This is a genomic window from Pseudomonas sp. IT-P218 (assembly GCF_949767605.1).
Classification (GTDB): Bacteria; Pseudomonadota; Gammaproteobacteria; order Pseudomonadales; family Pseudomonadaceae; genus Aquipseudomonas; species Aquipseudomonas putida_AE.
In genome coordinates this window covers 367011-391538 of the sequence record NZ_CATKQQ010000022.1, presented here as the reverse complement: position 1 = coordinate 391538, position 24528 = coordinate 367011, and the positions used below count along the sequence as shown (strand labels likewise).

The 24528-nt window shown below is 60.0% G+C and carries 24 protein-coding genes; 14 read left to right on the top strand and 10 right to left on the bottom strand.

The genetic code is table 11. The features are described from left to right. Window positions 1–100 precede the first annotated feature (100 nt). The 3 genes from ACM6I6_RS15860 (at window position 101) to ACM6I6_RS15850 (ending at window position 2136) form a co-directional block, all read left to right on the top strand. Window positions 101–1234, top strand: a complete 1134-nt coding sequence (locus tag ACM6I6_RS15860) for an aminotransferase class V-fold PLP-dependent enzyme (protein WP_414920201.1) — start codon at window positions 101–103, stop codon at window positions 1232–1234. Between the two features lie 79 nt (window positions 1235–1313). Next, window positions 1314–1808 carry an aminoglycoside phosphotransferase family protein gene (locus ACM6I6_RS15855; protein ID WP_274075276.1) on the top strand — a complete coding sequence of 165 codons (495 nt, stop codon included), beginning with the start codon at window positions 1314–1316 and terminating at the stop codon, window positions 1806–1808. A 100-nt stretch (window positions 1809–1908) separates the two neighbouring features. Then, window positions 1909–2136: an AbrB/MazE/SpoVT family DNA-binding domain-containing protein gene (locus ACM6I6_RS15850; protein WP_274075277.1), complete on the top strand. Its 228-nt coding sequence runs from the start codon at window positions 1909–1911 to the stop codon at window positions 2134–2136. 16 nt (window positions 2137–2152) lie between these two features. On the opposite strand, the gene ACM6I6_RS15845 is transcribed toward ACM6I6_RS15850, so the two are convergent. Then, the gene (locus ACM6I6_RS15845; protein ID WP_274075278.1) at window positions 2153–4048 is read right to left on the bottom strand and encodes a sigma-54-dependent Fis family transcriptional regulator; all 1896 of its coding nucleotides are present in this window, start codon (window positions 4046–4048) and stop codon (window positions 2153–2155) included. Window positions 4049–4292: 244 nt separating this feature from the next. On the opposite strand from ACM6I6_RS15845, the gene ACM6I6_RS15840 reads away from it, so the two are divergent. Further along, on the top strand, window positions 4293–6116 hold the full coding sequence (locus tag ACM6I6_RS15840; protein WP_406590730.1) for an NAD(P)/FAD-dependent oxidoreductase: 1824 nt from the start codon (window positions 4293–4295) through the stop codon (window positions 6114–6116). Window positions 6117–6227: 111 nt separating this feature from the next. Here the strand turns inward: ACM6I6_RS15840 and ACM6I6_RS15835 are convergent, their stop codons facing one another. Beyond that, window positions 6228–6359 carry a hypothetical protein gene (locus ACM6I6_RS15835; protein WP_408595979.1) on the bottom strand — a complete coding sequence of 44 codons (132 nt, stop codon included), beginning with the start codon at window positions 6357–6359 and terminating at the stop codon, window positions 6228–6230. A gap of 105 nt (window positions 6360–6464) precedes the next feature. Here ACM6I6_RS15835 and ACM6I6_RS15830 point away from each other — a divergent pair, with 105 nt between their 5' ends. The 9 genes from ACM6I6_RS15830 to ACM6I6_RS15790 all read left to right on the top strand — a co-directional run bounded on the left by ACM6I6_RS15830 (window position 6465) and on the right by ACM6I6_RS15790 (window position 14989). Next, a complete protein-coding gene (locus ACM6I6_RS15830; protein ID WP_414920200.1) occupies window positions 6465–6857 on the top strand; it encodes a hypothetical protein in 393 nt (130 codons plus the stop codon). A gap of 94 nt (window positions 6858–6951) precedes the next feature. Continuing rightward, complete coding sequence (locus ACM6I6_RS15825) at window positions 6952–7344, top strand: hypothetical protein (protein WP_408595975.1); 393 nt, start codon at window positions 6952–6954, stop codon at window positions 7342–7344. 326 nt (window positions 7345–7670) lie between these two features. Continuing rightward, window positions 7671–9440, top strand: coding sequence for a copper resistance system multicopper oxidase (locus tag ACM6I6_RS15820; protein ID WP_408595973.1), 1770 nt, complete (start codon window positions 7671–7673; stop codon window positions 9438–9440). 63 nt (window positions 9441–9503) lie between these two features. Next, entirely contained in the window at window positions 9504–10358 is an 855-nt protein-coding gene (locus tag ACM6I6_RS15815; protein WP_414920253.1) for a copper resistance protein B, read from the top strand. 77 nt (window positions 10359–10435) lie between these two features. After that, window positions 10436–10822: a copper homeostasis periplasmic binding protein CopC gene (copC, locus tag ACM6I6_RS15810; RefSeq protein ID WP_408595971.1), complete on the top strand. Its 387-nt coding sequence runs from the start codon at window positions 10436–10438 to the stop codon at window positions 10820–10822. A gap of 3 nt (window positions 10823–10825) precedes the next feature. Beyond that, entirely contained in the window at window positions 10826–11764 is a 939-nt protein-coding gene (gene copD, locus ACM6I6_RS15805; RefSeq protein ID WP_414920199.1) for a copper homeostasis membrane protein CopD, read from the top strand. A gap of 284 nt (window positions 11765–12048) precedes the next feature. Further along, window positions 12049–12741: a 3-oxoacid CoA-transferase subunit A gene (locus ACM6I6_RS15800; RefSeq protein ID WP_274075280.1), complete on the top strand. Its 693-nt coding sequence runs from the start codon at window positions 12049–12051 to the stop codon at window positions 12739–12741. Window positions 12742–12749: 8 nt separating this feature from the next. Beyond that, entirely contained in the window at window positions 12750–13391 is a 642-nt protein-coding gene (locus ACM6I6_RS15795; protein ID WP_274075281.1) for a 3-oxoacid CoA-transferase subunit B, read from the top strand. A gap of 245 nt (window positions 13392–13636) precedes the next feature. Further along, window positions 13637–14989: an OprD family porin gene (locus ACM6I6_RS15790; protein ID WP_323625911.1), complete on the top strand. Its 1353-nt coding sequence runs from the start codon at window positions 13637–13639 to the stop codon at window positions 14987–14989. A 9-nt stretch (window positions 14990–14998) separates the two neighbouring features. Here the strand turns inward: ACM6I6_RS15790 and ACM6I6_RS15785 are convergent, their stop codons facing one another. From ACM6I6_RS15785 to ACM6I6_RS15750, 8 genes are all read right to left on the bottom strand, one after another. Continuing rightward, window positions 14999–15961, bottom strand: coding sequence for a spore coat U domain-containing protein (locus ACM6I6_RS15785; RefSeq protein ID WP_414920198.1), 963 nt, complete (start codon window positions 15959–15961; stop codon window positions 14999–15001). Further along, the gene (locus tag ACM6I6_RS15780) at window positions 15958–18315 is read right to left on the bottom strand and encodes a fimbria/pilus outer membrane usher protein (RefSeq protein ID WP_414920197.1); all 2358 of its coding nucleotides are present in this window, start codon (window positions 18313–18315) and stop codon (window positions 15958–15960) included. Before ACM6I6_RS15780 ends, ACM6I6_RS15785 begins: the two co-directional genes overlap by 4 nt. A 92-nt stretch (window positions 18316–18407) precedes the next feature. Continuing rightward, the gene (locus tag ACM6I6_RS15775) at window positions 18408–19196 is read right to left on the bottom strand and encodes a molecular chaperone (protein ID WP_414920196.1); all 789 of its coding nucleotides are present in this window, start codon (window positions 19194–19196) and stop codon (window positions 18408–18410) included. Window positions 19197–19240: 44 nt separating this feature from the next. Then, window positions 19241–19741 (bottom strand): spore coat U domain-containing protein, encoded by a 501-nt coding sequence (locus tag ACM6I6_RS15770; protein WP_323625916.1) that lies wholly within the window; start codon window positions 19739–19741, stop codon window positions 19241–19243. Window positions 19742–19743: 2 nt separating this feature from the next. Next, on the bottom strand, window positions 19744–20280 hold the full coding sequence (locus ACM6I6_RS15765) for a spore coat U domain-containing protein (RefSeq protein WP_323625917.1): 537 nt from the start codon (window positions 20278–20280) through the stop codon (window positions 19744–19746). A 20-nt stretch (window positions 20281–20300) separates the two neighbouring features. Then, a complete protein-coding gene (locus ACM6I6_RS15760; RefSeq protein WP_323625918.1) occupies window positions 20301–20831 on the bottom strand; it encodes a spore coat U domain-containing protein in 531 nt (176 codons plus the stop codon). Window positions 20832–20935: 104 nt separating this feature from the next. Then, complete coding sequence (locus ACM6I6_RS15755) at window positions 20936–21463, bottom strand: spore coat U domain-containing protein (RefSeq protein WP_323625919.1); 528 nt, start codon at window positions 21461–21463, stop codon at window positions 20936–20938. A gap of 138 nt (window positions 21464–21601) precedes the next feature. Next, window positions 21602–22675, bottom strand: coding sequence for an NAD(P)-dependent alcohol dehydrogenase (locus ACM6I6_RS15750; RefSeq protein WP_414920195.1), 1074 nt, complete (start codon window positions 22673–22675; stop codon window positions 21602–21604). Window positions 22676–23021: 346 nt separating this feature from the next. Here ACM6I6_RS15750 and ACM6I6_RS15745 point away from each other — a divergent pair, with 346 nt between their 5' ends. Further along, window positions 23022–24497 (top strand): APC family permease, encoded by a 1476-nt coding sequence (locus ACM6I6_RS15745; protein ID WP_274075298.1) that lies wholly within the window; start codon window positions 23022–23024, stop codon window positions 24495–24497. The last annotated feature ends 31 nt before the right edge of the window (window positions 24498–24528 follow it).

Genomic DNA, 24528 nt, shown 5'->3' with positions numbered 1-24528 from the left:
CCGCTCGACAGAAATCTCAATTCAATCCCGAGCCGCTTGTCATTTGCCAAGGCTTAGGGCAGGGTCGATACCACCGAGATTTCTGTCAAAGGAGTCACCCATGTCAAAGCTATATCCCAGTATCGATCCCGAAGGACTGGTCGAGTACTCAGTGGTCTACACCGACCGCTCGCTCAACCACATGTCGCAGTCATTTCAAGGCGTGATGAAAAACATTTCCAAGACCCTGAAGCAGGTCTACAACGCCCAGGGTGTTGCGGTGGTCCCGGGCAGCGGCACATTCGGCATGGAAGCGGTGGCGCGTCAGTTTGCCACCGAGCAGCGATGCCTGGTGATACGCAACGGCTGGTTCAGTTATCGCTGGAGCCAGATCCTTGAGATGGGCAACATCCCGGCGGCCACCACGGTGCTCAAAGCCCGCCCGGTCGACACCGGTCGCCAGGCGGCCTACGCCCCACCCCCTCTGGACGAAGTGCTGGCAGCCATTGAGGCGTCGAGGCCACAGATTGTCTTCGCCCCCCACGTTGAAACCTCATCAGGGATTATCCTGCCCGACGAATACCTGCGGGCCGTCGGCGACGCCGTGCACGCGGTGGGTGGCCTGTTCGTGCTGGACTGCATCGCCTCGGGCACGCTTTGGGTCGATATGCACAAATGCGCAGTCGACCTGCTGATCAGCGCACCGCAGAAAGGCTGGAGCGCCTCCCCTTGCTGCGCCCTGGTGATGTTCAGCTCCCTGGCCCTCGCGCGCATCGAGAAGACGCAAAGCAGCAGCTTCGCCTGCGACCTGAAAAAGTGGCTGCAGATCATGCAGGCCTACGAACAGGGCGGACATGCCTACCATGCGACCATGCCCAGCGATTCCCTCGCGCGATTCAACGAAGTGATGAAAGAGACGCAAGCCTACGGTTTCGACAAGGTCCGCGACGAACAGCAGGCGCTGGGCGATCGGGTGCGCGCCATGTTGACCGGCAAAGGTTTCAAAAGCGTGGCCGCCGCCGGCTTCCAGGCCCCTGGCGTCGTGGTGAGCTACACCGATGATGCCGACATCAAGAACGGCAGGAAATTTGCCAACCATGGCCTGCAGATCGCCGCCGGAGTGCCGTTGCAATGCGACGAGCCGGCCGACTTCCAGACCTTCCGCATCGGTCTGTTCGGACTCGAAAAGCTGCACAATATCGAGCGCACGGTCAGCACCCTCGCGCAGGCACTGGACGAGGTGATGGTTGACTAAGCCCTCATAACGATTTAGCCAATCTGTCGCGTTGACCGGTTGAATCCACAGCCAATAGCGGACATTCAGTTCCGCTATTGTGGCCGACCGCCTTCATGCACCACACGCAAAACCGGTTCCTGCTTTGGTCCCACTGGAGCAACGGTTCGAAGCCCTGTGGAGCGCAGCGGCAACACGCCGAGGGATCTTTGAACAATGCGCAAAAACCGCTCGCGAACTCCTGGATGCGCCACGCGACGTCAGGGTACTACATGGTGACATCCACCACGGCAATGTGTTGGACTTCGGACCCAAGGGATGGCTCGCTATCGATCCCAAGGGACTGTACGGTGAGCGCGGCTTCGATTACGCGAATATTTTCTGCAATCCCGATAGCAAAAGCGCTCTGGCGCCAGATTGTTTCTCGCGCCGGATCGATATCGTGACACAGGCCGCCGACATCGATCGCCTCCGGTTATTGCAATGGGTGCTCGCCTGGACCGGGTTGTCAGCAGCCTGGATGCTCGAGGACGACATTGAGCCGGCCATCCCCTTTGGGGTGGCGAAGCTTGCAGCGTCGGCGCTTGGGTTGTGAGTTTTACAGTAATGCACAGCCAGGATAATTTTCTGTCAGCCTTGGGTCGATTGTTACATTGCCGACAAAAAAATGGAGACCACACGTGAGAAAGCCGCCTATGAAAATCATCATCGAGGAATGGGATGGCGACGGTGCGATTCGAATTCCTGATGAGGCGTTGCAGGAATTGGAGTTGGATGTTGGCGACTCGCTGTACTTGATAGAGGAATTCGTCGGCAACACGCGCTGCCTGGTCCTGTCAACGAAACCTCAAATCGCGGATCGAATAGATGAATTCACTGAAGCCTGGGATAGCGAACAGCACGGTAGCGCCGAGGGTAAATGAGGAAGTCACTCTGCATTCAACCAGGTCGTGAAATACCGTGATGGCGCAGTTTGCGATAGAGCGTATTGCGACTGATCCCCAGGCGGGCGGCAACATGGGCGATATGCCAGTGTTCCGCCTCGATCAACTTCAGTAGCGTCTGCCGTTCGGAAAGTCCAAGGGGATTTTCGGCCAGCGCGGCTGACGCTGGCGCTGCCGGCAGCAACTCCGCCAGGTCGTCCAGGGTGACACGCCCCTCCAACGCCAATGCCACCAGTGTGCGCAGGCACGTACGCAGCTGTCGGACATTGCCTGGCCATGGCTGCGCCAGCAAGCGCTCCCTGACACCCGCTTCCAGCCGAACCCTCGCCCCTGCTGCCTCCTCGCGCAGCAACAGGTCGAGCAAACGGCCCTTGTCTGAACGCTCACGCAACGGCGGGAGCTGCACGGCGAAGCCGGCGATGCGATAGAACAGATCTTCGCGAAAACGCCCTTCGGCCACACAGGCTTGCAGATCCTGGTGGCTGGCACTGACGAGGCGTATGTCGAGCGCACGGGCCGTCGCGCCGCCCAGCGGCACCACCTGGCGTTCCTCCAGCACACGCAGCAGGCGAGTCTGTAACGCCAGTGGCATATCGGCGATCTCATCGAGAAACAGTATGCCGCCATGGGCCTGCTCCAGCTTGCCGATCATCCCGTCCTTGCGTGCGCCGGTGAAGCTGCCGCCGCGATAGCCGAACAGCTCGCTCTCGATCAACGACTCTGGAATGGCCGCGCAATTGATCGCCACAAACGGCTGGCCCGCCCTGGCGCTGGCGCGATGCAGCGCCGCCGCAAAAGCTTCTTTGCCGGTACCGGTTTCGCCCTGTAGAAACACCGGTACATCACGCTCCAGAACACGCAATGCGCGCGCAAAGCCGCGTTGCAGGCGCGGGTCTTCCAGGCACACGTGCACGTCGTTGATCCTGGGAATTGCAGGCGTGACTGAAGGCTCGTGGCGCAAAGGTTCGCGCAACTGTCCGTAGAGCAGGCGCCCATCCATCAGGCGCATTGGCCAGCAGACACTCGGCTGAGCGCTGGCCTGACTCATCACCTGATCGATGGGTGTTTCCAGCAGCATCGTCAGCGATTGTCCAAGCACCTGCTCACGGCTGAGACCCAGCAGCTCCAGCGCAGCCTGATTGACTGAGCAGATACGGGCACTCTCGTCGAAACCGAGCAGGCCTTCGCCCAGCAGTCCAACGAAACCGGCCTCAGGATGAAAGCGCAGCAAGTAGCGCTGCGGATCATGCCCCAGGAAAAAACTGCTCTCGATCAACCTGGCGGACAGGTTGGTCAACGCCATGGCCTTGAAGTGTTGCGCCAGACTGTGCTCCTCCCGCACCGAAGAGAGGTTGAGCACTGCAAGCAACTCTCCGCTCGCATCGAATATCGGGCTGGCCGAACACGTCAGGCCGACGTGCTTGCCGCGGAAATGTTCATCACGACGGATGGTGACGTGCTGCCGCTCGACCAGGCAGGTGCCGACACCGTTGGTACCCTCGCAATCTTCGCTCCATACCGAACCGAGCCACAGTCCGGCACGCTGGAACTCGGCGCGTTCGGAGTCGTTGAACACACTGTCGATCGCCACACCGCGAGCATCGGTGAGTAGCACCACATGGCCGTCACGCCCGAGTTGCTGGTGCAAACTGCTCATCTGCCAGTGCGCCACGGACATGATGCTTTCCAGCGGCGCGCGGTGATCCTGCAGGCGTGGGTGCTCCACTACATTAGGCGCGCGGCGGCTGGCGGGATCGAGCTGATGCTGATCCAGGCAACGGCGCCAGGACCGTGTGATTGCCAGGTTGACGGGAGTGTCGTGGCTGGCGGGCGTGCCCTGCACGGCTTGGAGCACTTGTTGTGCATGGGCGTTGATCAAGGCCGGCTTCATTGTTCTTGTTCTCCGTTACGGTCAGGACACGGGGCTGTTCGAAGCTTATATGAAAAGATCGCAAACAGCGCTTTTTGCACCGGGTGACACTCTGTCATCCGCCATTCCCAAAATCGTGACATGAATACGCGCCACAGCCTGGACAGTACTGCGCCAGCCGCTCTGCAACGGGGCTTTCATGAAGATGGCCCGAGCCTTGCTCAAGGGCAATTGTTACCACAACAACAAGATCGGGAGAGGCTCCATGAACATCGCTGTCGAAACCCCTCTGCAAACGCCAACTGCCCAGCTCGCGGCTTGGGTCGAAAACCTCGGCGAGCGTCTCGCCCAACGTGATCTGGACGGCGCGCTGGAACTGTTTGCGCAAGAGTGTCACTGGCGTGACCTGCTGCTTTTCAGCTGGAACCTGGTGACCCTGGAAGGCCAGCCTGCCATCCGCGACATGCTCGAAACACGCCTCGACCCGACGCGTCCCGAGCAATGGAAACTCGAAGGTGAGGCGACGCTCAATAACGGTGTGCTCGAAGGCTGGATCAGCCTGGAAACCGAGGCGGCGCGAGGTAAAGGCTACGTGCGTCTGAAGGAGGGCCTGTGCTGGACGCTGCTGACGACCATGCGTGAGCTCAAGGGCTTTGAAGAACCCAGGGGCCGTCGGCGTCCAATGGGTGCCAATCATGGTCACGCCCACACCGACAAACGCAACTGGCTGGAACGCCGTCGTGACGAAGAAGCTTCGCTGGGCATCACCACCCAACCTTACTGCCTGATCGTGGGCGGCGGCCAGGGTGGACTGGGGCTCGCTGCGCGGCTCAAGCGAATGGGCGTGCCAACGCTGATCGTCGACAAGGCCGAGCGTCCTGGCGATCAGTGGCGCGGTCGCTACAAGTCGCTGTGCCTGCACGACCCGGTCTGGTACGACCATATGCCTTACCTGCCCTTCCCCGATCACTGGCCGGTCTTCACCCCAAAGGACCAGATTGGCGACTGGCTGGAAATGTACAGCAAAGTCATGGAGCTCAATTATTGGCCGCGTACAGAATGCGTGAGCGCCAGCTTTGACGAGCAAAGTGGCACCTGGAAGGTTGAAGTGCAGCGCGATGGCGAGCCTGTGACTTTACAGCCGACCCAGTTGATCCTCGCCACCGGCATGTCTGGCGTACCCAATGTTCCAGATTACCCGGGTGCCGAGGTTTTCAATGGCCAGCAGCATCATTCCAGCCGCCATCCCGGCGGAGACGCCTGGCGCGGCAAGCGCGCGGTGGTCATCGGTGCGAACAATTCGGCCCACGATATCTGCGCCGACCTGGTGGAGAACGGCGCCGAGGTGACCATGGTGCAACGCTCCAGTACCCACATCGTGCGTTCCGACAGCCTGATGGATCTTGTCTTCGGCGGGCTCTACTCCGAAGACGCCGTGGAAACGGGGCTGACCACGGACAAGGCCGACATGCTGTTCGCCTCGATCCCCTACAAGGTGATGCCAAGCTTTCATCAACCCATCTTTGACGCGATCAAGGAGCGTGACAAGGACTTCTATGAGCGCCTGGCCAAGGCAGGTTTCATGCTCGATTTCGGTGACGACGAGTCTGGCCTTTTCATGAAGTATGTTCGCCGTGGTTCCGGTTACTACATCGACGTCGGCGCCAGCGAACTGATTGCCAATGGCACGATCAAGCTCAAGAGCGCGCCTGGCCTGGGTGTCGAACGCATCGAAGCCGATGCCGTCGTACTCAACGACGGCAGCCGACTCCCGGCAGACCTGATCGTCTACGCCACGGGCTATGGCTCAATGAATGGTTGGGCGGCGAAGCTGATTTCCCAGGAAGTCGCTGACAAGGTCGGCCGCTGCTGGGGCCTGGGTTCTGGCACCACAAATGATCCTGGACCGTACGAGGGCGAGCTGCGCAACATGTGGAAGCCAACACAGCAGGACAACCTCTGGTTCCACGGTGGCAACCTGCACCAGTCACGGCATTATTCGCTGTATCTGGCGCTGCAGTTGAAAGCGCGTTTCGAAGGCATCGACACCAACGTCTATGGACTTGCCGAGAGTCACCATACGGGCTGAGTCAAGGGGCGCCCAGCCTTGGTTGGGCGCCTCTTCACACGATTCAAGATCAATCAGAAGCTGCTTGGGCACAGCCTTGCCAAGGCATCAGACTCCACACCTCTTACGATGTCATTCACGGATTATTGAACACAGGCTGTCATCGGACTGCGCCAGGCCGTTGCGCTCTGACATGCTCAGGTGAAAGATACCCCCGCGGGCGTCATAGGCGGTCTTCGCCGACATGATTGCGTGAATTCTCATCAAAAGCCGACGCCAGGTTGAATACTTTGATATGGATCCACCTTTGCACTTCGATGTGGCGTATGTTGAAAATTCAAAACCCGCTATCGGTACCGGAGATTCTCCATGTTCTGGTTTCGCCATCGTCAACCAACGCTCATACGCCTGGCCATAGTGCTTTGGGTGCTGGCGTTTGGTCTGGCAGCGGGCCAGGGATGTCTGACGCAACCCAGCCAAAGTCCGGCTACAAGCCATGCCTCGCTGAACACCACGCAAGAACACGATAGCCAGGACGCCCGTACCGTTGGTTGCCTTCAACACTGCGCAGACACGGCGATAGCCGTGAGTCTTCTGCATCTTCTAATATCTGTGCTGACCAGTTGGATATTTCTGTTGCTGCCCCCCGCGTTGTTGATTTTGTATCTCGCCAAACCCTCTGCTTTAGCCTTTCTTGCATTACGGCATCCTGTACCCGCCAGACCGCCCGCCCGCCTGATCTTCGTCCGTTTCAACGATTAAACCGACCTGCTTCGCGCCGATTTCCGGCGCCCTGTCTGACTGCGCCCAACCTGACGCGGCTTGGTAGCGTTGTCCTCACCCTTTGGAGATTGCCATGCATGCCTCACTGAGATTGATCCTCGTCACCTTGCTCGCGAGCAGCCCATTAATGGTCTCGGCCGCCGATGAACATCACCCGGACCAAGCGTCGCCCTCACCCGTTCAAACAAGCGAAGCGGCCATGTCCATGCAGAACAAGGCGATGACCGAGCAAATGCAAAAGATGCAGGACGCACATGACAAGGCAGCGGCAGCCAAGACGCCTGAGGAACGGCAGGCAGCCATGCAGGAGAGCATGAAGACGATGAAGGACAGCATGGCGATGATGCACAAGAACTGTCATGGCATGGACATGACAGGCAACAAGGACGGCATGGGAATGATGAACATGATGATGAAAATGATGGATCAACAGTCGAGCATGATGAAGATGCCGATGAGCAAGTGATGCGCACGAGCCCCTAGCCAATGGGACGGCGGTTTTGACCTTGGGCAATATGCCAAGGGTAAAAAATCTGCCGCCCATTGAACCTATGCGACGTATTACTGGATGCCAGCCCCTCAGTCATACAAATCCGGTTCTATCGGCACTGCTCACTCGCAGCACAGCCAAATCACAGTCGCCAACCTGACGGAAATGTAATCACGCGCCGCCTGATGATGTGACATCTTGCTCGCGAATGACGGCTGGCAGCGACTCCAACGAACGAGGCCTGGCCGTACTGTGACAGCGGATCCGTATCTGCCTGGATTCTGACTTATTGGATACCCTCCATGCATCCCAGAACATCAAGACGCACTTTCGTAAAAGCCCTGGCGGCAGGCGGAGTACTTGCAGGCTGTGGGTTGTGGCGCAGCCCGGTGTGGGCAATTACCAGCCAAGGCCAGCCGAATGTGCTCGCCGGCACGGATTTCGACCTGTTCATTGGTGAGATGGGGGTGAATTTCACAGGCACGCCCCGCACCGCCATGACCATCAACGGCAGCCTACCCGGCCCGACATTGCGCTGGCGCGAAGGCGATACGGTGACGTTGCGGGTCAGGAACCGACTCAAGGAAGACACCTCGATCCATTGGCACGGCATCATTCTTCCGGTGAACATGGACGGTGTACCAGGCCTGAGTTTTCACGGCATCGAACCGGGCGGTCTGTACGTATACTCCTTCAAGGTCAAACAGAACGGCACCTACTGGTATCACAGCCATTCCGGGTTCCAGGAGCAGGTCGGCGTCTACGGCCCACTGGTTATCGATGCAAAGGATCCCGAACCCTTCAGCTATGACCGCGACTATGTGGTGATGCTGTCCGACTGGACGGACGAAGACCCCGAGCGGGTCATGAAAAAGCTCAAGAAACAATCCAGTTACTACAACCAGCACAAACGCACCGTTGGCGACTTCATCGATGACGTCGGCAAGAACGGTTGGTCTGCGACCCTCGCGGATCGGAAAATGTGGGCTGAAATGAAGATGAACCCCACTGATCTCGCCGACGTCAGCGGCGCCACCTACACCTACCTGCTTAACGGGCAGGCGCCCGACGGTAACTGGACTGGTATTTTCAAGCCCGGAGAACGGCTGCGCCTGCGATTCATCAATGGCTCGGCGATGAGCTATTTCGACGTGCGAATTCCCGGTTTGAAGATGACGGTCGTCGCCGCAGACGGGCAATACGTGAATCCGGTCAGCGTCGATGAGTTTCGCATCGCCGTGGCCGAAACCTTTGACGTGATCGTCGAACCCACCGAGAACGCCTACACCTTGTTCGCCCAGTCGATGGATCGCACCGGTTTCGCCAGAGGCACGCTGTCTGTACATGAAGGGCTCTCGGCGCCTGTGCCACCCCTGGATCCACGTCCGTTGATCACCATGAGCGACATGGGCATGGGTGATATGGCCGGGATGGATCACGGTGATATGACGGGCCACACCCAGGACTCGATGCAAGGCATGGAGGGTATGGATCACAGTCAGATGGCGCCCGCTGGCGGTATGCAGGGCATGACCGGCATGGACTCGCTGGAGCCGCACCCGGCCTCGGAAGCGAATAACCCACTGGTAGACATGCAAGCGATGAGCCCCACGCCGAAACTCAATGACCCCGGCATGGGCCTGAGAAACAACGGTCGCCGGGTACTCACCTACGCGGACCTGAAGAGCGCCTTCCCGGATCCCGATGGTCGGGAACCCGGCCGCACCATCACCCTGCACCTGACCGGACACATGGAGAAGTTCGCGTGGTCTTTTGACGGTGTCAAATTCGCGGATGCCCAGCCGCTTCTTCTCAAATATGGAGAACGCATCCGGCTGGTGCTGGTGAACGACACCATGATGATGCATCCCATTCATCTGCATGGCATGTGGAGTGACCTGGAGGATGAAAACGGTGACTTCATGGTTCGCAAGCACACCATCGACATGCCGCCAGGCAGCAAACGCAGCTACCGCGTGACCGCCGATGCCCTGGGGCGATGGGCGTATCACTGCCACCTGATGTACCACATGGAAATGGGCATGTTCCGCGAAGTCCGTGTGCAAGAGTAGGAGCCAGACATGAACTTCGAAAGAACCGCCAAACCGCTACTCGCCGGCCTGGTCATCCTGGGCATGGGGGGCGTGCCGCTTGCGTACGGGCAGAGCGAGCCGATGCAAGGTATGGACGGCAAGCAGATGCAGGGTATGGATCACTCCCAAATGCAGGGCATGGATGACACCCAGATGCAGGGTATGAAACCCGCCGCGCCCCAGCAAAGCCGGACACCGATCCCGGCGCTCACCGATGCCGATCGCGCGGCGGTGTTTGCAAGCCATGCCGGTCATCAGATGCACGACCGCTCGATCAACTCGTTTTTCCTGGTCGATCAATTCGAATGGCAAGACGCTGACGATGGCAGCGCACTGCGTTGGGAGGCCAACGGCTGGATTGGCCGCGACACCGATCGCCTCTGGCTGCGCACTGAAGGCGAGCGAACCAATGGCGTGACCGAAAGCGCTGAGCTCCAGGCACTCTGGGGCCACGCCGTCAGTCCCTGGTGGGAGGTGGTCAGTGGTGTGCGCCAGGACTTCAAACCTGGCGCCCCCCAGACATGGGCGGCGCTGGGGTTGCAAGGCATGGCGCTCTACGGCTTCGAAACCCAGGCGACCGCCTATTTGGGCGAAGCCGGCCAGACCGCGCTGCGGCTCAAGGGCGACTACGACATTCTGCTGACCAACCGTTTGATTCTACAGCCCACTGCTGAAATCAACCTCTACGGTAAAAACGACGCCCAGCGAGCCACAGGTTCCGGGCTGTCGGACGCCGAGGTCGGCCTGAGGCTGCGCTATGAAATACGCCCCGAGTTTGCACCTTATATCGGTGTGACCTGGAACCGCGCCTACGGCAAAACAGCGGATTACCTCCTTGAAGAAGGCGAAGACCGCAGCGATACGCGCTTTGTCGTCGGTATGCGAATGTGGTTCTGAACCCGAGAGATACGTGTTTGCTGAAGCAACTCGAACAATAATCCCCCGACCACGGCTCAGGCCGTCAGGAGCTTGGCATGTCACCCCTGAAAGCCCTCATCTCTGTTTCAGCACTCAGCGCCGGTCTGTTGTTGAGTGCGGTCACCCAAGCGCATCCAAAACTGCTGTCCTCTAACCCCAGCGACGGCGCCACGGTGACTTCACCGGCAAAAATCGAACTGAGCTTCTCGGAAAAGCTCACCACCCAATTTTCCGGTGCGAAACTGATCATGACCGAAATGCCGGGCATGTCTTCCCACTCCCCCATGGGCATCAAGGCCACTGTAGCGGGCAGCGCCGACCCGAAAATGATGGTCATCACCCCGGCAGCACCGCTTCCACCAGGCACCTACAAGGTCGAGTGGCGGGCTGTTTCTTCGGATACGCATCCGATCACAGGCGCCGTCACCTTCACAGTCAACTGATTCATGGACGACTTGATCCCTATCAGTCTTCGCTTCGCACTCTACATCGACCTGATGTTGCTCTTCGGGCTGGCACTGTTTGGCCTGTACAGCCTCAAGGGAAAGGAACGGGCGCATGGTGCCGTGTTGAACTTTGGGACGTTGCTGGTGGGCACTGCCCTATGCGGCATACTGCTATCGATGGCGGCCATGCTGCACATGGCCAAGACGATGAGCGGCATGGCCAGCGTCATGGAACTGCATCAACACATTCTGCAGATGATGCTGATGGAGACTGACGTCGGGTTGACCTGGATGGTTCGGATTGCCTCGTTGACGGTGGCGGTCCTCTCCACCGCTCTCAATCGACGAGCCCCGACATTGAGCCTCTGGCTGGTCACACTGTGCGGGGCCGTCGCCCTGGCGACGCTGGCCTGGACCGGGCATGGCGCCATGGATGAAGGCCGCCGACGCTACCTGCACCTCGCCAGCGATATTGTCCATCTTCTGGGTGCAGGCAGCTGGCTGGGCGCGCTCGCCGCCTTCGCGCTGTTATTGCGCTCAACCAACCTGACAGGCGACCGGCAGGCAAGGTTGCTGGCTCGAACACTGACGGGGTTCGAATCCGCAGGGACGCTGATCGTCGTAACCCTGGCGGTCACCGGAATCGTCAACTATCTGATGGTTGTCGGGCCAGCATTCGAGTCGTTGACATCCAGCACATACGGGGCCTTGCTGTCGTTGAAGGTAATCTTGTTTGCCGGGATGCTGGTGTTTGCGGCGGTTAACCGTTTTCACCTGAGCCCGCTGCTCGAGCGATCCCTTCAGGCAGGTGCTCAAACCGTTGCCATCAACGCCTTGCGGCGCAGCATGATGCTGGAGCTTTCGGTCGCGGTCATCATCATGGGCCTGGTTGCCTGGCTCGGCACACTCAGCCCGGAGATGGAGATGACATCTGAGTAGGCCGTGAAGGCCTTGCCAGGAGTCACCATACGGGCTGGGTCTAATGACGCCCAGCCTTGGCTGGGCGTCCTCTCCACAGTACCCTGCACGAAGATCCAACTTTCGAATGACCATTCAACGCTGTGTTCGATAATCGATTTGTGTTCGTTAATCGCACGACATCGCGTCTCGGGGCACCCTCCTCGACCCATTGTTTGGCACCCTATGCTCCATTGCATTAACCGTGATTCACGCGGTTTTCCCTTGGATCATTCTGTTCAGCCGAATAAAAACAGGAGTACGCCTTGATCAATAAAACATTTGAATCCGTCGCTGCCGCACTGGACGGCATTGCCGATGGTTCGGTCATCATGGTCGGTGGCTTCGGCACTGCCGGGATGCCGTCGCAGTTGGTAGATGGCGTGATCGCTTCGGGCGCTCGCGACCTGACCATCATCAGCAACAATGCCGGCAACGGTGAAATCGGCCTGGCCGCCTTGCTCAAGGCCGGGCGCGTTGCCAAGGTGATCTGCTCGTTTCCACGCCAGTCCGATTCCTATGTTTTCGATGAACTCTACCTGGCCGGAAAGGTGCAGCTTGAGGTCGTGCCGCAAGGCAACCTGGCCGAACGTATTCGTGCGGCAGGCTCTGGCATCGGTGCGTTTTATTCGCCGACCGGTTATGGCACGCTGCTGGCCGAAGGCAAGGAAACCCGGGTGATCGACGGTCGCAACTATGTGCTGGAAATGCCGTTGCACGCCGACGTTGCACTGATCAAGGCCGAAAAAGGCGATCGCTGGGGCAATCTCACCTATCGCAAGGCTGCGCGTAATTTTGGACCGATCATGGCCATGGCAGCGAAAAACACTATCGCCCAGGTCAATCAGATCGTCGAGTTGGGAGAGCTGGACCCGGAACACATCATCACCCCGGGGATCTTCGTCCAGCGCGTGGTCGCCGTGCCGCGCGCCACTTACTCGAACGCCAACGTCAACTGAGGCCCGCCATGACTGTCATGAAAAAACTATCGCGTAGCGAAATGGCCCAACGTGTGGCCGACGATATTCTCGAAGGTTCCTACGTGAACCTGGGCATTGGCGTACCCACGCTGGTGGCCAACTACCTGGGTGACAAGGAAGTGTTCCTGCACAGTGAAAACGGTGTACTGGGCATGGGCCCAAGCCCTGCACCGGGTGAGGAAGACGATGACCTGATCAACGCGGGCAAACAGCACGTGACGCTGCTGGCCGGTGGCGCCTATTTTCACCACGCCGATTCGTTCTCGATGATGCGCGGTGGGCACATCGATATTGCCGTGCTGGGCGCCTTCCAGGTCGCGGTCAACGGTGACCTCGCCAACTGGCACACCGGCGCCGAAGGTTCCATCCCGGCTGTGGGCGGTGCGATGGACCTGGCGACAGGCGCACGCCAGGTGTTCGTCATGATGGATCACCTGACCAAGACCGGCGAAAGCAAATTGGTGCCGCAATGCACCTACCCGCTGACCGGCATTGGCTGCGTGACGCGGATTTATACCGACCTGGCTATTCTGGACGTCACTTCAGACGGCTTGAAGGTCCGGGAGATTGTTGCCGATATCAGCTTTGAAGACTTGCAAACGCTCAGTGGCGTGCCGTTGATTCGATAACAGATCGATTGCGCCGTTTGCAACGGCGCAACTTTCCAGCGGTCGTGGTTGCGAAGCGCTAGCCGGCGAATCATTGCCAATGCGCGCGCAGCAATGCAAAAAACCGCACGTCTATCCAATTCTCCCTTTCCAAAATGCGCGACCATCTCTTCGACTCCCGTGAGGCGATGGACATGCAAGTGATGAATACAACACAGGCTAAAATGAGTGGGTCGCGCCGCCAACCCCAGCCGGTGAGCTGACCCATGCTGGTTGCATCGAAAGCCCTGTTTGCCGCTCAAGAGCTGCGAGTCGCTTGCGCGCTTGTTCTGGTCACCTGCGCCCCCAGTGGAACAGCCTTGGCGTCGCAAGCGGCGCAACCGTCACAAGGGTTTCGAGAAGGCTCTTCACTTGAAGTGCTCAGTCGAAACTTTTACTTGAGCAATGACTATCGCTCACCTTCGCCTTCAGGCAAAAACTACACCCAGGAATGGGCCCAAGGGTTCATTACGTCGTTCGAGTCCGGATTTACCTCTGGTGCGATTGGTTTTGGCATCGATGCCCATGGGTTTCTCGGATTGAAGCTCGACGGTGGCAAGGGGCATTCCGGGACGGGATTACTGCCACTCGACCAAGAGGGACGTAGCGAAGACGATTATTCCAGTGGTGGTGGCGCTCTCAAGCTGCGCACCTCTCGCACCACCTTGGCGTTCGGTGAAATGACCGTGGAAACGCCGGTGTTCGACACGGCGGACAAACGCCTGCAACCCGAGTACGCCACCGGCCTGCTATTGGATAGCCGGGAAATCGATGACATGCACTTGCTGGCAGGTCACTTCACGGCTTTCAAGAACCAGGACGCATCGACCAGTAAAGGCGATTTCGCAGGTTACGGTGTGAGTACCCGAACGGGCGGCATCGATTTCATTGGCGCCAACCTGTTTGAAGAACGCCCGATAGGGGGTGCGCTTTATGTCTCACAGCTGAGTGACACCTGGCACCAATACTATGGCAACTTGCACCTGAAGCAGTCCGGCGTATTCGTCGACGGCAACGTTTACCACACCAGGGATTATGGCGAGTCGGTGGCCGGAGCCATTGATAACACTGCCTACAGCCTGGCTGGCAAATACACCGCCGCAGGCCATGGTTTCACCCTCGCCTACCAAAAGATCAACGGCGACACCCCGTTCGATTTTGTCGGCGGCGACTCCATCTACCTTGCCAATTCGATCAAGTATGCCGACTTCAATGGCCCCCATGAACGTTCCTGGCAGGCCCGTTATGACCTCGACCTGGGCAGCTACGGCATACCTGGATTGAAATTCATGACGCGTTACGTCAACGGACGCGGTATCGACGGAACCCACGCGCCCCAAGGCGGAGGCTATAACCCTTTCGACGAATCGACTGGAGAGTACGTTCCTCAACAAGGCGATGGTGGACGACACTGGGAGCGCGATATCGATCTTCGGTATGTGCTGCAGTCAGGGCCGGCCAAGGACTTGTCTGTGCAGCTGTCCCACGTGGTCCATCGGGCAAACAGCGCCCAAGGCGGGGGTGACATCGACAGGATCTACATTGTGATCGAATACCCGCTCAAGTTTGGGCGGTTTTAAGCTGCAACATCAGAACCCCACATCCAACACCACACTGTCCAGATAAGTCCCCGCGGGTGGAGTCGCCTGATCGGTATAGATCTTCGCGTTGTAATTGAAGATCTGGCTCCCCGTCCCCAGTCCATTCCCCGGATTGACCTCGGCATCCGAACTGGCCCGACGCGCACTGCCCACGCTTCCCCAGCGGGTCGTGCCGGCACTCTTGAAAATGTCATAGGCCAGGTAATTATCATTCGAGATCATCCGTCGACGCCCGCCGACACTCAGCGGGTTTTGCCCATCGCTCAGTCCCACGGTGTAAGCGCTGCCTTTGGTACAAGCCAGGTTGATGGTCTGTCCGGTGACCGGGGAGAAAGCACTGACCACCGGCGCGCTGCCGAAGGCGATGTTCGGGGCGGTGATGGTGCAGTCGTTGGCAACCGTCAGGGTGATCGTCAACGTGGCGGTGCCGCTACCAATGTCGCGTCCCAGGCAAATCCCGCCAACGCCGATGCCCGAGCAATAGTTCCAGTTCCAGAAAATGCTCAGGGTTTCGCTATAGATCCCGGCCGCGACGTTGCTGCCGATGGTGGTGGCGAAATACAAGGGCACGGTTTTTGGGGTCGTACCACCGAGCAGGCCAAGCGCGTCGATGATTCCATTGCGCGCGAAGTCGTAGGCGGTGCCGCGGGTCAGCGGGTAGCTGGTGCTGTTGTTGGCGTAGATCGTGTAGCCGATGACGTCGCCGGTGGGACCGAGCAAACCGCTCTGGGTCGACGTAACGGTGGCCCAGAAGTGATCGTTGCTGCTCAGCAAAGTCAACAGCGAGCCGGTGCAACGCAAGCCGCCGTTGAGCGTGGAACCGGGTTGCGGTGTGGTGCGCACGGCAATCGAACTCAATGAGCCGAATGCCACGGGTGTAGTGCCGCCCACCGAACACAAGGCCCACGCGGGTGCGGGCAGCCAGAGCACCAGCAGCATCAGCCACTTCATCGGCACACCAACGGCCCGAGCAGCGGGACCTGATCCTGGGTCAGGTCGGCGGCAAACTGCACATGGCAGGTCTTGCCATCGCCCATCGTCACCCGCAGATCGTTCTGCGCCTGCAGGTTTTCCAGGTACACCAGACCGTCCCAGCCGACCACGGTTTGCGTGCCGCTCTGCTCATGCACCACCCCGCTGCCCAAGGGCAACTCCTGCTGCTGCGCGTTTACCAGCACGATGCTCGCCGCGATCACCCGGCTTAACGGAAACTCCAACAGATAACCGCTGCCACGGCGTACCGCGATGCGTTGCTCGACGTTGGGGCTGCGCACGTTGGCCGGCAGGTTTAGCGGATCGATCTCGTATTTGCCTCGGTAATAGGCGCTGCTCCACGGTACCAGCAAGTGGCCGTTTCGATCGGTCTGGCCCACCTGCTGGTTTTCGTAGCGCACCGGAATATCGGCGTAGCCATCGGTGCTGACCACCACAAACGCGTCGTCGATGCGGTTCGCGGCGAACACCTGGCGGTCCATCCACACCAGCGAACCGCTGGCATCGGCCCAACGGGTTTGGGCATCGCTGGTGCCATAGACCCCGGCCTGCAATTGCACCGACTGTAGACGCCAGGTCAAGTCGGCCTGCCGGTAGTCGGGTCCATCACCCTTGGCGTAGCCGAGATTGAAGCCCACCCCGCCCTCGGTCGGCACTGCACGGCTGTAGTTGACCCGCTGCTGCGCTTGGCCGTCCTTGCTGCGTTCACTGCCGATGGCCAGGCTGCCACGCAGGTCGAACGGAATCACCAGTTGCGCCTGCACTGCCCAGTTGCTGTCGCCGATCTCGCGGTTGGCCGACAGGTAAAAACTGGTGCTGCGCCACAACGGTTTGCTCCAGGTCAGGTTAAGCAGGCGGGTGCGCGAGTCGTCCGCCGCGCGCACGTCGAAATACCCGGCGCCAAGGCTACCCCAGCTATCGAGATTGACGCTCAGGGTAGCCTGCTCACTGCGTTTGCTGAGGGTGGTGTACGGACTGTCGACCACGGTCAGGTCGGCATATTGATCACGCCGTTGCAGGCGCTGCCAGGCAAAGCTGTAGCGCTGGCTGCTGTATTGATAACCGAGGCTCAGTTGCTGGCCGGTTTCCCCGTCGAAACGGCTTTGGCTGACGGCGCTGTTGAGCACGCCGAAATTGCCCAGCCGCACATTACCGCCAACACCACCGAGCGCCAGCGCATCGGAGGCTTCAGCGTGGATTTCCAGGGTGAAGTTGTCACTCAGGCCGTAACGCAAACTGCCGGACGTGACGCCGGGGCCATAACTGGAATCCCGCAGGCCGTAGTCCTGGCGCAAGGTGCCGGCCGCCACGGAAAAGTCCGACAGGCCTTTTTGCAACAAGCTGCTGGTGACGTAGAACGGCACCGTGGTCGAGACCTGGCGTCCCAGGGCGTCGGTGGTGACCACCACGGCTTCGCCGGCACCGTTGATGAACGGAATGTTGGTCAGTGTGTAAGGGCCGGGTTGCAGATCGGCGCTGCTGGACTTGTAGCCATTGATGAACAGGTCCACCGACGACGGCACCGCGGCCTCCCCGGCGAACTGCGGCAAGGGGTAGGTCACCAGGTCCGGGCGTACGCCGAAGTCCCGCGACAGTTGAACGCCACCCAGACGCACCGAACTGCTCCAGGGCAAGGCACCGCTGACCAGGTCGCCCGCCTCGTAAGTCAGCATCCGATCATCATCGGAGTAGCGCCAGGTGGTGTCATAGCGCAGGTAACCATTGTTCAGCGTGTCAACCGCGTCCCCGGACAAGGTGCGGCGGTATTGCCCGGTATTGGACAGCGTCCCCCAACTGTCGAACAGCCGCACTTCGTTCCAGGCGGCCAGGTAAGTGCCGGCATCATCGGTGTCGTTGAGGTACAGGTCATAGTTGAGCAAGGCGCCGAAGCTGCTCAGCGCCGGGGTACGCGGATAGGCTTGGCGACGGCCGACAAACTGCTCCGGCAGCCAGTCGGGCGGTACGTCCAGCAACAGGCGCTGCGCGTTGCTGTCGTACTCGCTGTGCAAGCCCGGCAAGCTGTCGAGGCCGACTTCGGCTTTGATGTCTTGCGGCAGTTTCATGCCGGTTTCATGCAGCGCACTGGCGGGAACAAAGAATTGCCCATGGCGCTGCTCGACCGCCACGATTCGTCCGGTGTTCATCTGGTTGACCACCAGTTCCAGAAACAACTGCGCATCGGCAACAGCCTCCATGCCGCTGGGCGGAGGCGGCAGGTCACCGGCCTCTGCGTGATAAATAACCAGCAGGCAACACGTACAGCCCATGGCCCAGAACGGACGCCACAAACTGCGAGCCCAACCCTGGCTCATTACCGCTTTGTGTCCGTCATTGGACTTAGGCTCCTTTACTCCACATAACTCGATCGCAGGCAAAAGGCGCCTGCAAAAGAATCAACGGCAGGTCAGCGTGCCGGCGTTATGCTCTGCACCTGCGGCGCACCATTGACACGCACCTGCAACGCCGGGTCGCCATCCATCGGGCCGGGCGCGGGCCAGCGCATGATCGCGCCGGGCAACACATACCCCAGCAATCCGTCTACCACCGGCCGGGTCTGGCTACCCTGCTTGAGCGCCACATCGGTCAGGCGCGCATGAACCGCGCCCTGGTTGCGCACCTCGACATAAGAACGACCGTCAACGGCCACCGTGCGCCAGCTCAAATCCGGCAGGCCGACGCCTTTCGGATCGCGCTGGCGGGTGGTGTCTTCCTTGCTCCACAGGCCCGCGCCATAGGCGAACAACGGCACCGAATAACGCATCTGAAAACGAATCGCCGCCGCGGTCTTGCCGTCGCCCGCCTCGGGTGGTTTCGCCGAGGGAATTTCATCGATGATGATGCGGTAGGCCAGTTCCTGACCTGGCGGGATTTCCCGGGTTCGGGTCAGGCGCACCAGTTGTTTCTGGCCGGGTTCGATCTTCGCCACCGGAGGGCTGCCGATCACGTCACGCTGATTCTGGTATTGATCGCTGAAGCCGCTCTGGCTCCAGGCAAACACGCGAATCTGCAGATTGGCGGTCTCGCTGCCGCGATTTTCCAGCCACAGGGCACTGGCTTGCTGATCGGCCTCCAGCACCGGATCGATCGGCCAGATCAGCACCGAACTGGCCGCCTGCACCCGGGTTGTCCCCAACCACAACAGTACCAACAGCATATGACCGACGACCCACCGCCGTCGCGAAGATGAAACCATGTGCCTGCTCCTTTTTGCCCATTGGGCTTGATCCGCACGCCTCGTCACCACGACAGTTGCACTTGCAGTACGTCGCTGTACGTCCCCCCGGGTTGATTGCCTGGCAACTGCACCTGGCCGTAGATCGGCAGGCTGATGTTGTTCGCATCGCCATACGCCACCGCCACGCTTTGCCCGATCCCCAGGGCCTGGCTGTAGGCCGCGTCGCGAAACAGTTGATACGCCACCCGGTTGCTGCCGGTGGTCAGTTGCATGTGTCGCCCACCGCTGTTGTAAAGTCCGCCATCGATGCTCATGTTCAGGGTCACGCCCGGCGTGCATTGCAACTGTACGCCCCCGGTCAGTGCGACTTGCACCAAACCTGTGGCCAGCGCCGAGCGGTTGCCGAAATTCAGGCTGCCGTAATTGGAGACACCGCCGACCACCAGGCAACCGGCCGTCACCGTGGCGCTGACCTGGAAACTCTGGCTGGTCGCCGCAGTGAGCGGCAACGGCAGAACACCCGCACCCAGCACGAGCAGCGCCGCACAACCATGCCTGGGCATGGCTAGAACGTCAGTTCGACGGAAATCGTGTCGGTGTAAGTGCCCGCCGGCAAACCGGCCTTGCCCACCGCCTGACCGTAAAGGTTCACGGTCTGCGCCACGCCGGTACTGGCGGCGAGGTTGATCACCCCGTCAATCGCCAGAATCTGCGAGTGCCCGGCATCGGTGTACAGGTCGTACGGAACATAGTTGGCGACACCGTCGTACAACGCCCGGGTCCCGCCCGGCGATTGCCCATCGTGGGCCCCGGCGCGCACCTTGACCGTTGGCGTGGTGCCAGCCGAACAAAGAATCGACAGCGCTCCGCCGCCTCCGCCCAGCACTTGCCCCGTGGCCGTGGTGAACAGGCTGTTGGCGGTGCCGAAGTTGAGGGCACCGAAGTTCAGATTGGTGTCTCCGCCCCCCCCGTTGACCTGGCAACTGCTGATCAGGATCAGGCTGGAGGTGATCTGGCCGGTGACCGTGGTGGCAGCCTGGGCGCTGGACGCCAGCGTCAGACCAAGCAATGACAAACCTATCCTTGATGTAAATGTACGCATGGTGTCCGTCCTCTACGGGGTTACCAGTCGAGCGTTACCGTCAGGGTGTCGGAATAGACACCAGCGGGTAACGCGCGGGTATTCGCCACCACCGAGCCGAATACCGGAATCGGTATCTGCGCCCCGCTGGTGACAGCGAAATTGTGTTGTTGCCCGATGCGGTAGCTGCGGTTGCCGCCAGCATCGAGGAACAATTGATAAGCGACGGTCTGGCGGCCGTTACTCAGGCGCCGGGTGGTGCCGTCGCCATGGGTGCCGCCATCGATGGTGACGGTGAAGCCGGTGACCGAAGGGTTGCAGGCCACGTTCAATTTGCCGCTGACTTCGTCAGCGATATTGGCCTTGATCGGGTTGCTCCAGGTCGGACCTTGCTGGCCGAAATCCAGGTCGCCGAGGTCGCTGACCGGGCTGTCGGGATTGCCGCTGTTTGTCACTTCGCAACCGGCGATAAGGGTCAGCCGCGCCTGGATCTGCCCGCTGACGGCCGCTTGTACGACACCGGCCAACAGCACCAGCGCGCCCACGGCGAAAATCTTCCAGAACCTGGTCATGAAATCCATCCCGATCCCTCAGGTTGACAATACGGTCGTTCGTTCGCGAACGCCTCATTCCCTTTACAACCCGACTGAGCCTGGGTTGTTGACTGCTCATGCAATTACCAGGTGAGCGTCACCTTCACTAGATCTGCATAGCGACTGACCCTGGGTATCTGTGCCAAGGGTTCGATGCGGGCGTACAACGGCAGATCCACCGAGCCGGTATCCGGCACCCGACCGCTCACCGGCACATCCACAGCCAGCGGAACTCGCCGCGCCGGGTCCTGATAGAGTCGATAAGGAATGGGTTTGCTGTGTTCGGCGCTACCGGCCATGTAACGAACGTCGCCGACGCCACCGTGCAGGCCGCCATCGACGCGTAATTGATAAGTGGTATCGGGATTGCATTCGAGCCGGGGCAGACGTTCGTTCATCAGGGCGGCTCCGAGCGGCCCCGCGGGATCGTCCAGACGCGCGCTGCTGCCGAAGTCCAGCACGCCCAATTGCTCGACACCCGCACTGCGTTGTTGCCCGACCAGTTGGCAGCCACGTTGCACATCGAGCCGCACCTCCACCTGGAGTTCGGCGGCCGATACGGTTGCACTGAGACCTACGCCCAAGACTGCCAATACCACACGACCATTCACGGCCCCACTCCTTGTGAGAGATGTCTTGTAGGACTGAGGCTAGCAATGCACGGGGAAATCGCCAGTTATTGGGCAAAATTGGATCCATGGATCGCTGATATGGATAGCATTGCTGGCATCGACAGGTCGCAATCGGCTCTACGGAGTAATCGCCACCTTCATCACCCCATCCCTCTGATGAGCAAACAACTCATACGCCGCTTCAATGTCATCCAGCTTGTACCGGTGAGTCACCAGTGGCGATAGATCCACCCCGCCACTTTCCACCACCGCCATCAAGCGCCGCATGCGTTCTTTGCCGCCGGGGCACAAGGTCGTGATGATGCTGTAGTCGCCCAGACCGGCAGCGAAAGCGTCCAGCGGAATGCGCAGGTCGCTGGAGTAAACCCCCAGGCTGGAAAGCCGACCACCCGGACGCAAAACCCGCAGTGCCGACTCAAACGTACCCTGGGTGCCCAATGCCTCGATGGAGACATCGACACCACGCCCATCGGTCAGGGCCATGATCTGTTCAACCACATCGCCGTCCTTGAAATTGACCACATGGGTTGCACCCAGTTGTTTGGCGACGCTCATGCGTTCGGCGACCGCATCGACGCCGATAATCGTGGTCGCGCCTTTAAGGCGTGCGCCGGCCACCGCGCAGAGCCCGATAGGCCCCAGCGCGAACACCGCGACAGTATCGCCAATTTCCACCCCGCCTCGCTCGGCCCCGGAAAAGCCGGTGGACATGATGTCCGGGCACATCAGCACCTGTTCGTCGCTGAGGCCGTCCGGTATCGGGCACAGATTGGCCAACGCATCCGGCACCAATACGTATTCAGCCTGGCAACCATCGATGATATTGCCGAATTTCCAGCCACCGGTGGCCCGAAAACCGTGCCGGGTGTCCGGGCCATCCTGTGAACCGCAGCCGCACAGGCAGGCGTAACTTTGCCCGCTGGGGGTGATTGCGCCCGCGATCACTCGCTGGCCTTCGGCAAAACCGCGCACCTGCGAGCCCAGTCGTTCGATGACGCCGACTGGCTCGTGGCCCACTGTCAGGCCTTTGGCGACAGGGTATTCGCCACGCAGGATATGCACGTCGGTGCCGCAGATCGTGGTGGTGGTTATGCGAACCAGGGCATCGAGCGGGCCGACTTCGGGTATGGGTTTGTCCTCGAGCACAATCCGGTTTCTCTCGACGAATACTGCGGCTTTCATGGTGGCCATGGTGATCCCTCCTGATCAGTGCTGCGATTGAGTTCAGCACGAAATCGGGAGGCTGACGGATTGCCGGATCAAAGGTTGATGGCGCGCTGTATGCCTTCAGGTACACCGCGTTATCGTTCATCGCGGGCAAGCCACGCTCCTACGGGGGAGGCGCAAAGGTATCGAAATGGCTTTCCAATACATCAATAAATCCAGATGTCAGCCTCAATACATATGAATTTTCTTTGATGTTTCCCCGCTTTAAGCTCCTTGTCACTCCTTTCCCGAAGGAGCTCGTTTCGTCGGTACGCCTGAACGAACAAGGCGATCCTAAAAATAAATGTGTCTGCCGACTCAAGGAATTCCTATGTCATCTACACGGCAAAGCGCCGATGAACACCTGCTGCACAGCCAGGGCTATGCCCAGGAGCTGCATCGGGGGCTGTCTCTGTGGTCATCATTTTCGGTCGGCTTCGCCACGGTTTCGCCCGTGGTCGGTATCTATTCGGTCATGTCGCTGGGTGCCATGAGTGTGGGTCCTTCGTGGGTCTGGATCGTGCCGTTGTGCCTGGCGTTGCAATTGCTGGTGGCCCTGGTCTATGCCGAGCTGGCCTCGCAGTACCCGCTTGCCGGTGGTTGCTACCAATGGGTCAAGCGCCTGGCGGGCGATCGTTGGGCGTGGTTTACCGGGTTCATGTACCTGGCATCCGCACTGGCCTCGTTAACCACCGTGGCCTATTTGGGCGGGTTCTGGCTGTGGCTGTTTTTCACAGGCTTACCGCCTTCCGCCAACGCCCAGGTGTTCAGTGGTGCAGTGTTGTTGCTGCTGGGTCTTGGGGTTAATCTGTTCGGGATCAACCCGCTCAAGTATTTCGTCAATGCCGGCATCATCGCCGAGGCGATTGCCTCCATCGGCATCGGCGTATTGTTGCTGCTTTTCTTCCGCAACCATTCGTTGTCGCTGGTGTTTGAAGGCCTGACGTCTACGCAGGGTTCCGACGGTTCCTACCTGTCGGGCTTCCTGACAGCCATGGCCGTGGGTGGATGGGCGTTCCTCGGTTTTGATGCTTGCTCGCAAGTGTCCGAGGAAACCGCCGACGCCCGCACATCGACCCCACGGGCCATCTTGCGCTCGATGATTCTGGTCGGGCTGACCGTCATGCTGACTGCGTTCGCCGTCACCCTGTCCTACACCGACACGGCGGCGATGGTGTCCGGGCAGGTCGTCGACCCGGTCACCCCGGCTGTCGTCGATGCCTTTGGCGCCTGGTCGGAACGGCCGTTCGTGGGCATCGTGCTGGTCGCGTTCATCGCCTGTGTCGTCTCTGTGCAGACCTACATCGGTCGTGCCGTATTCGGCATGGCACGGGACTCGATCCTGCCCGCATCAAAGCTGTTGCGCCGCGTGGACAAGCGCAAAGTGCCTTTTGCCGCCATGCTGTTCAGCACGCTGTTTGCCAGCTTCGGCCTGGCCCTGGGCTTGAACGCAACGGCCGTCGGCACCCTGATCGCGTTTGGCAGCGGCGGTTTCTTTGTGGTGTTCCTGATCGTGGTGACCTGCGCCCTGCTCGCTCGCCTGAGCGGTAAATGGAAAGCCGAGCCTGGCGTGTTCAGCCTCGGCCGCTGGGGTGTGCCGATCAACCTTGCCGCGTTCTTCTGGCTGGTGTTCGAAAGCATTAACGTGGCCTGGCCACGGGAATCCCTCGCCCCACCCGGTGCGCCCTGGTTTCAGGTCTGGGCGGTGATCCTGGTGTTCTCGATCCTGGCGGTACTGGGCCTGATCTACATGGTCTACGCCAAACCCTATCAACGCACCGTCAGCCCCCACCTGCACGTTCAATAACGCCCTTGTCTTGCCGTGCAAGGCGCCCCCA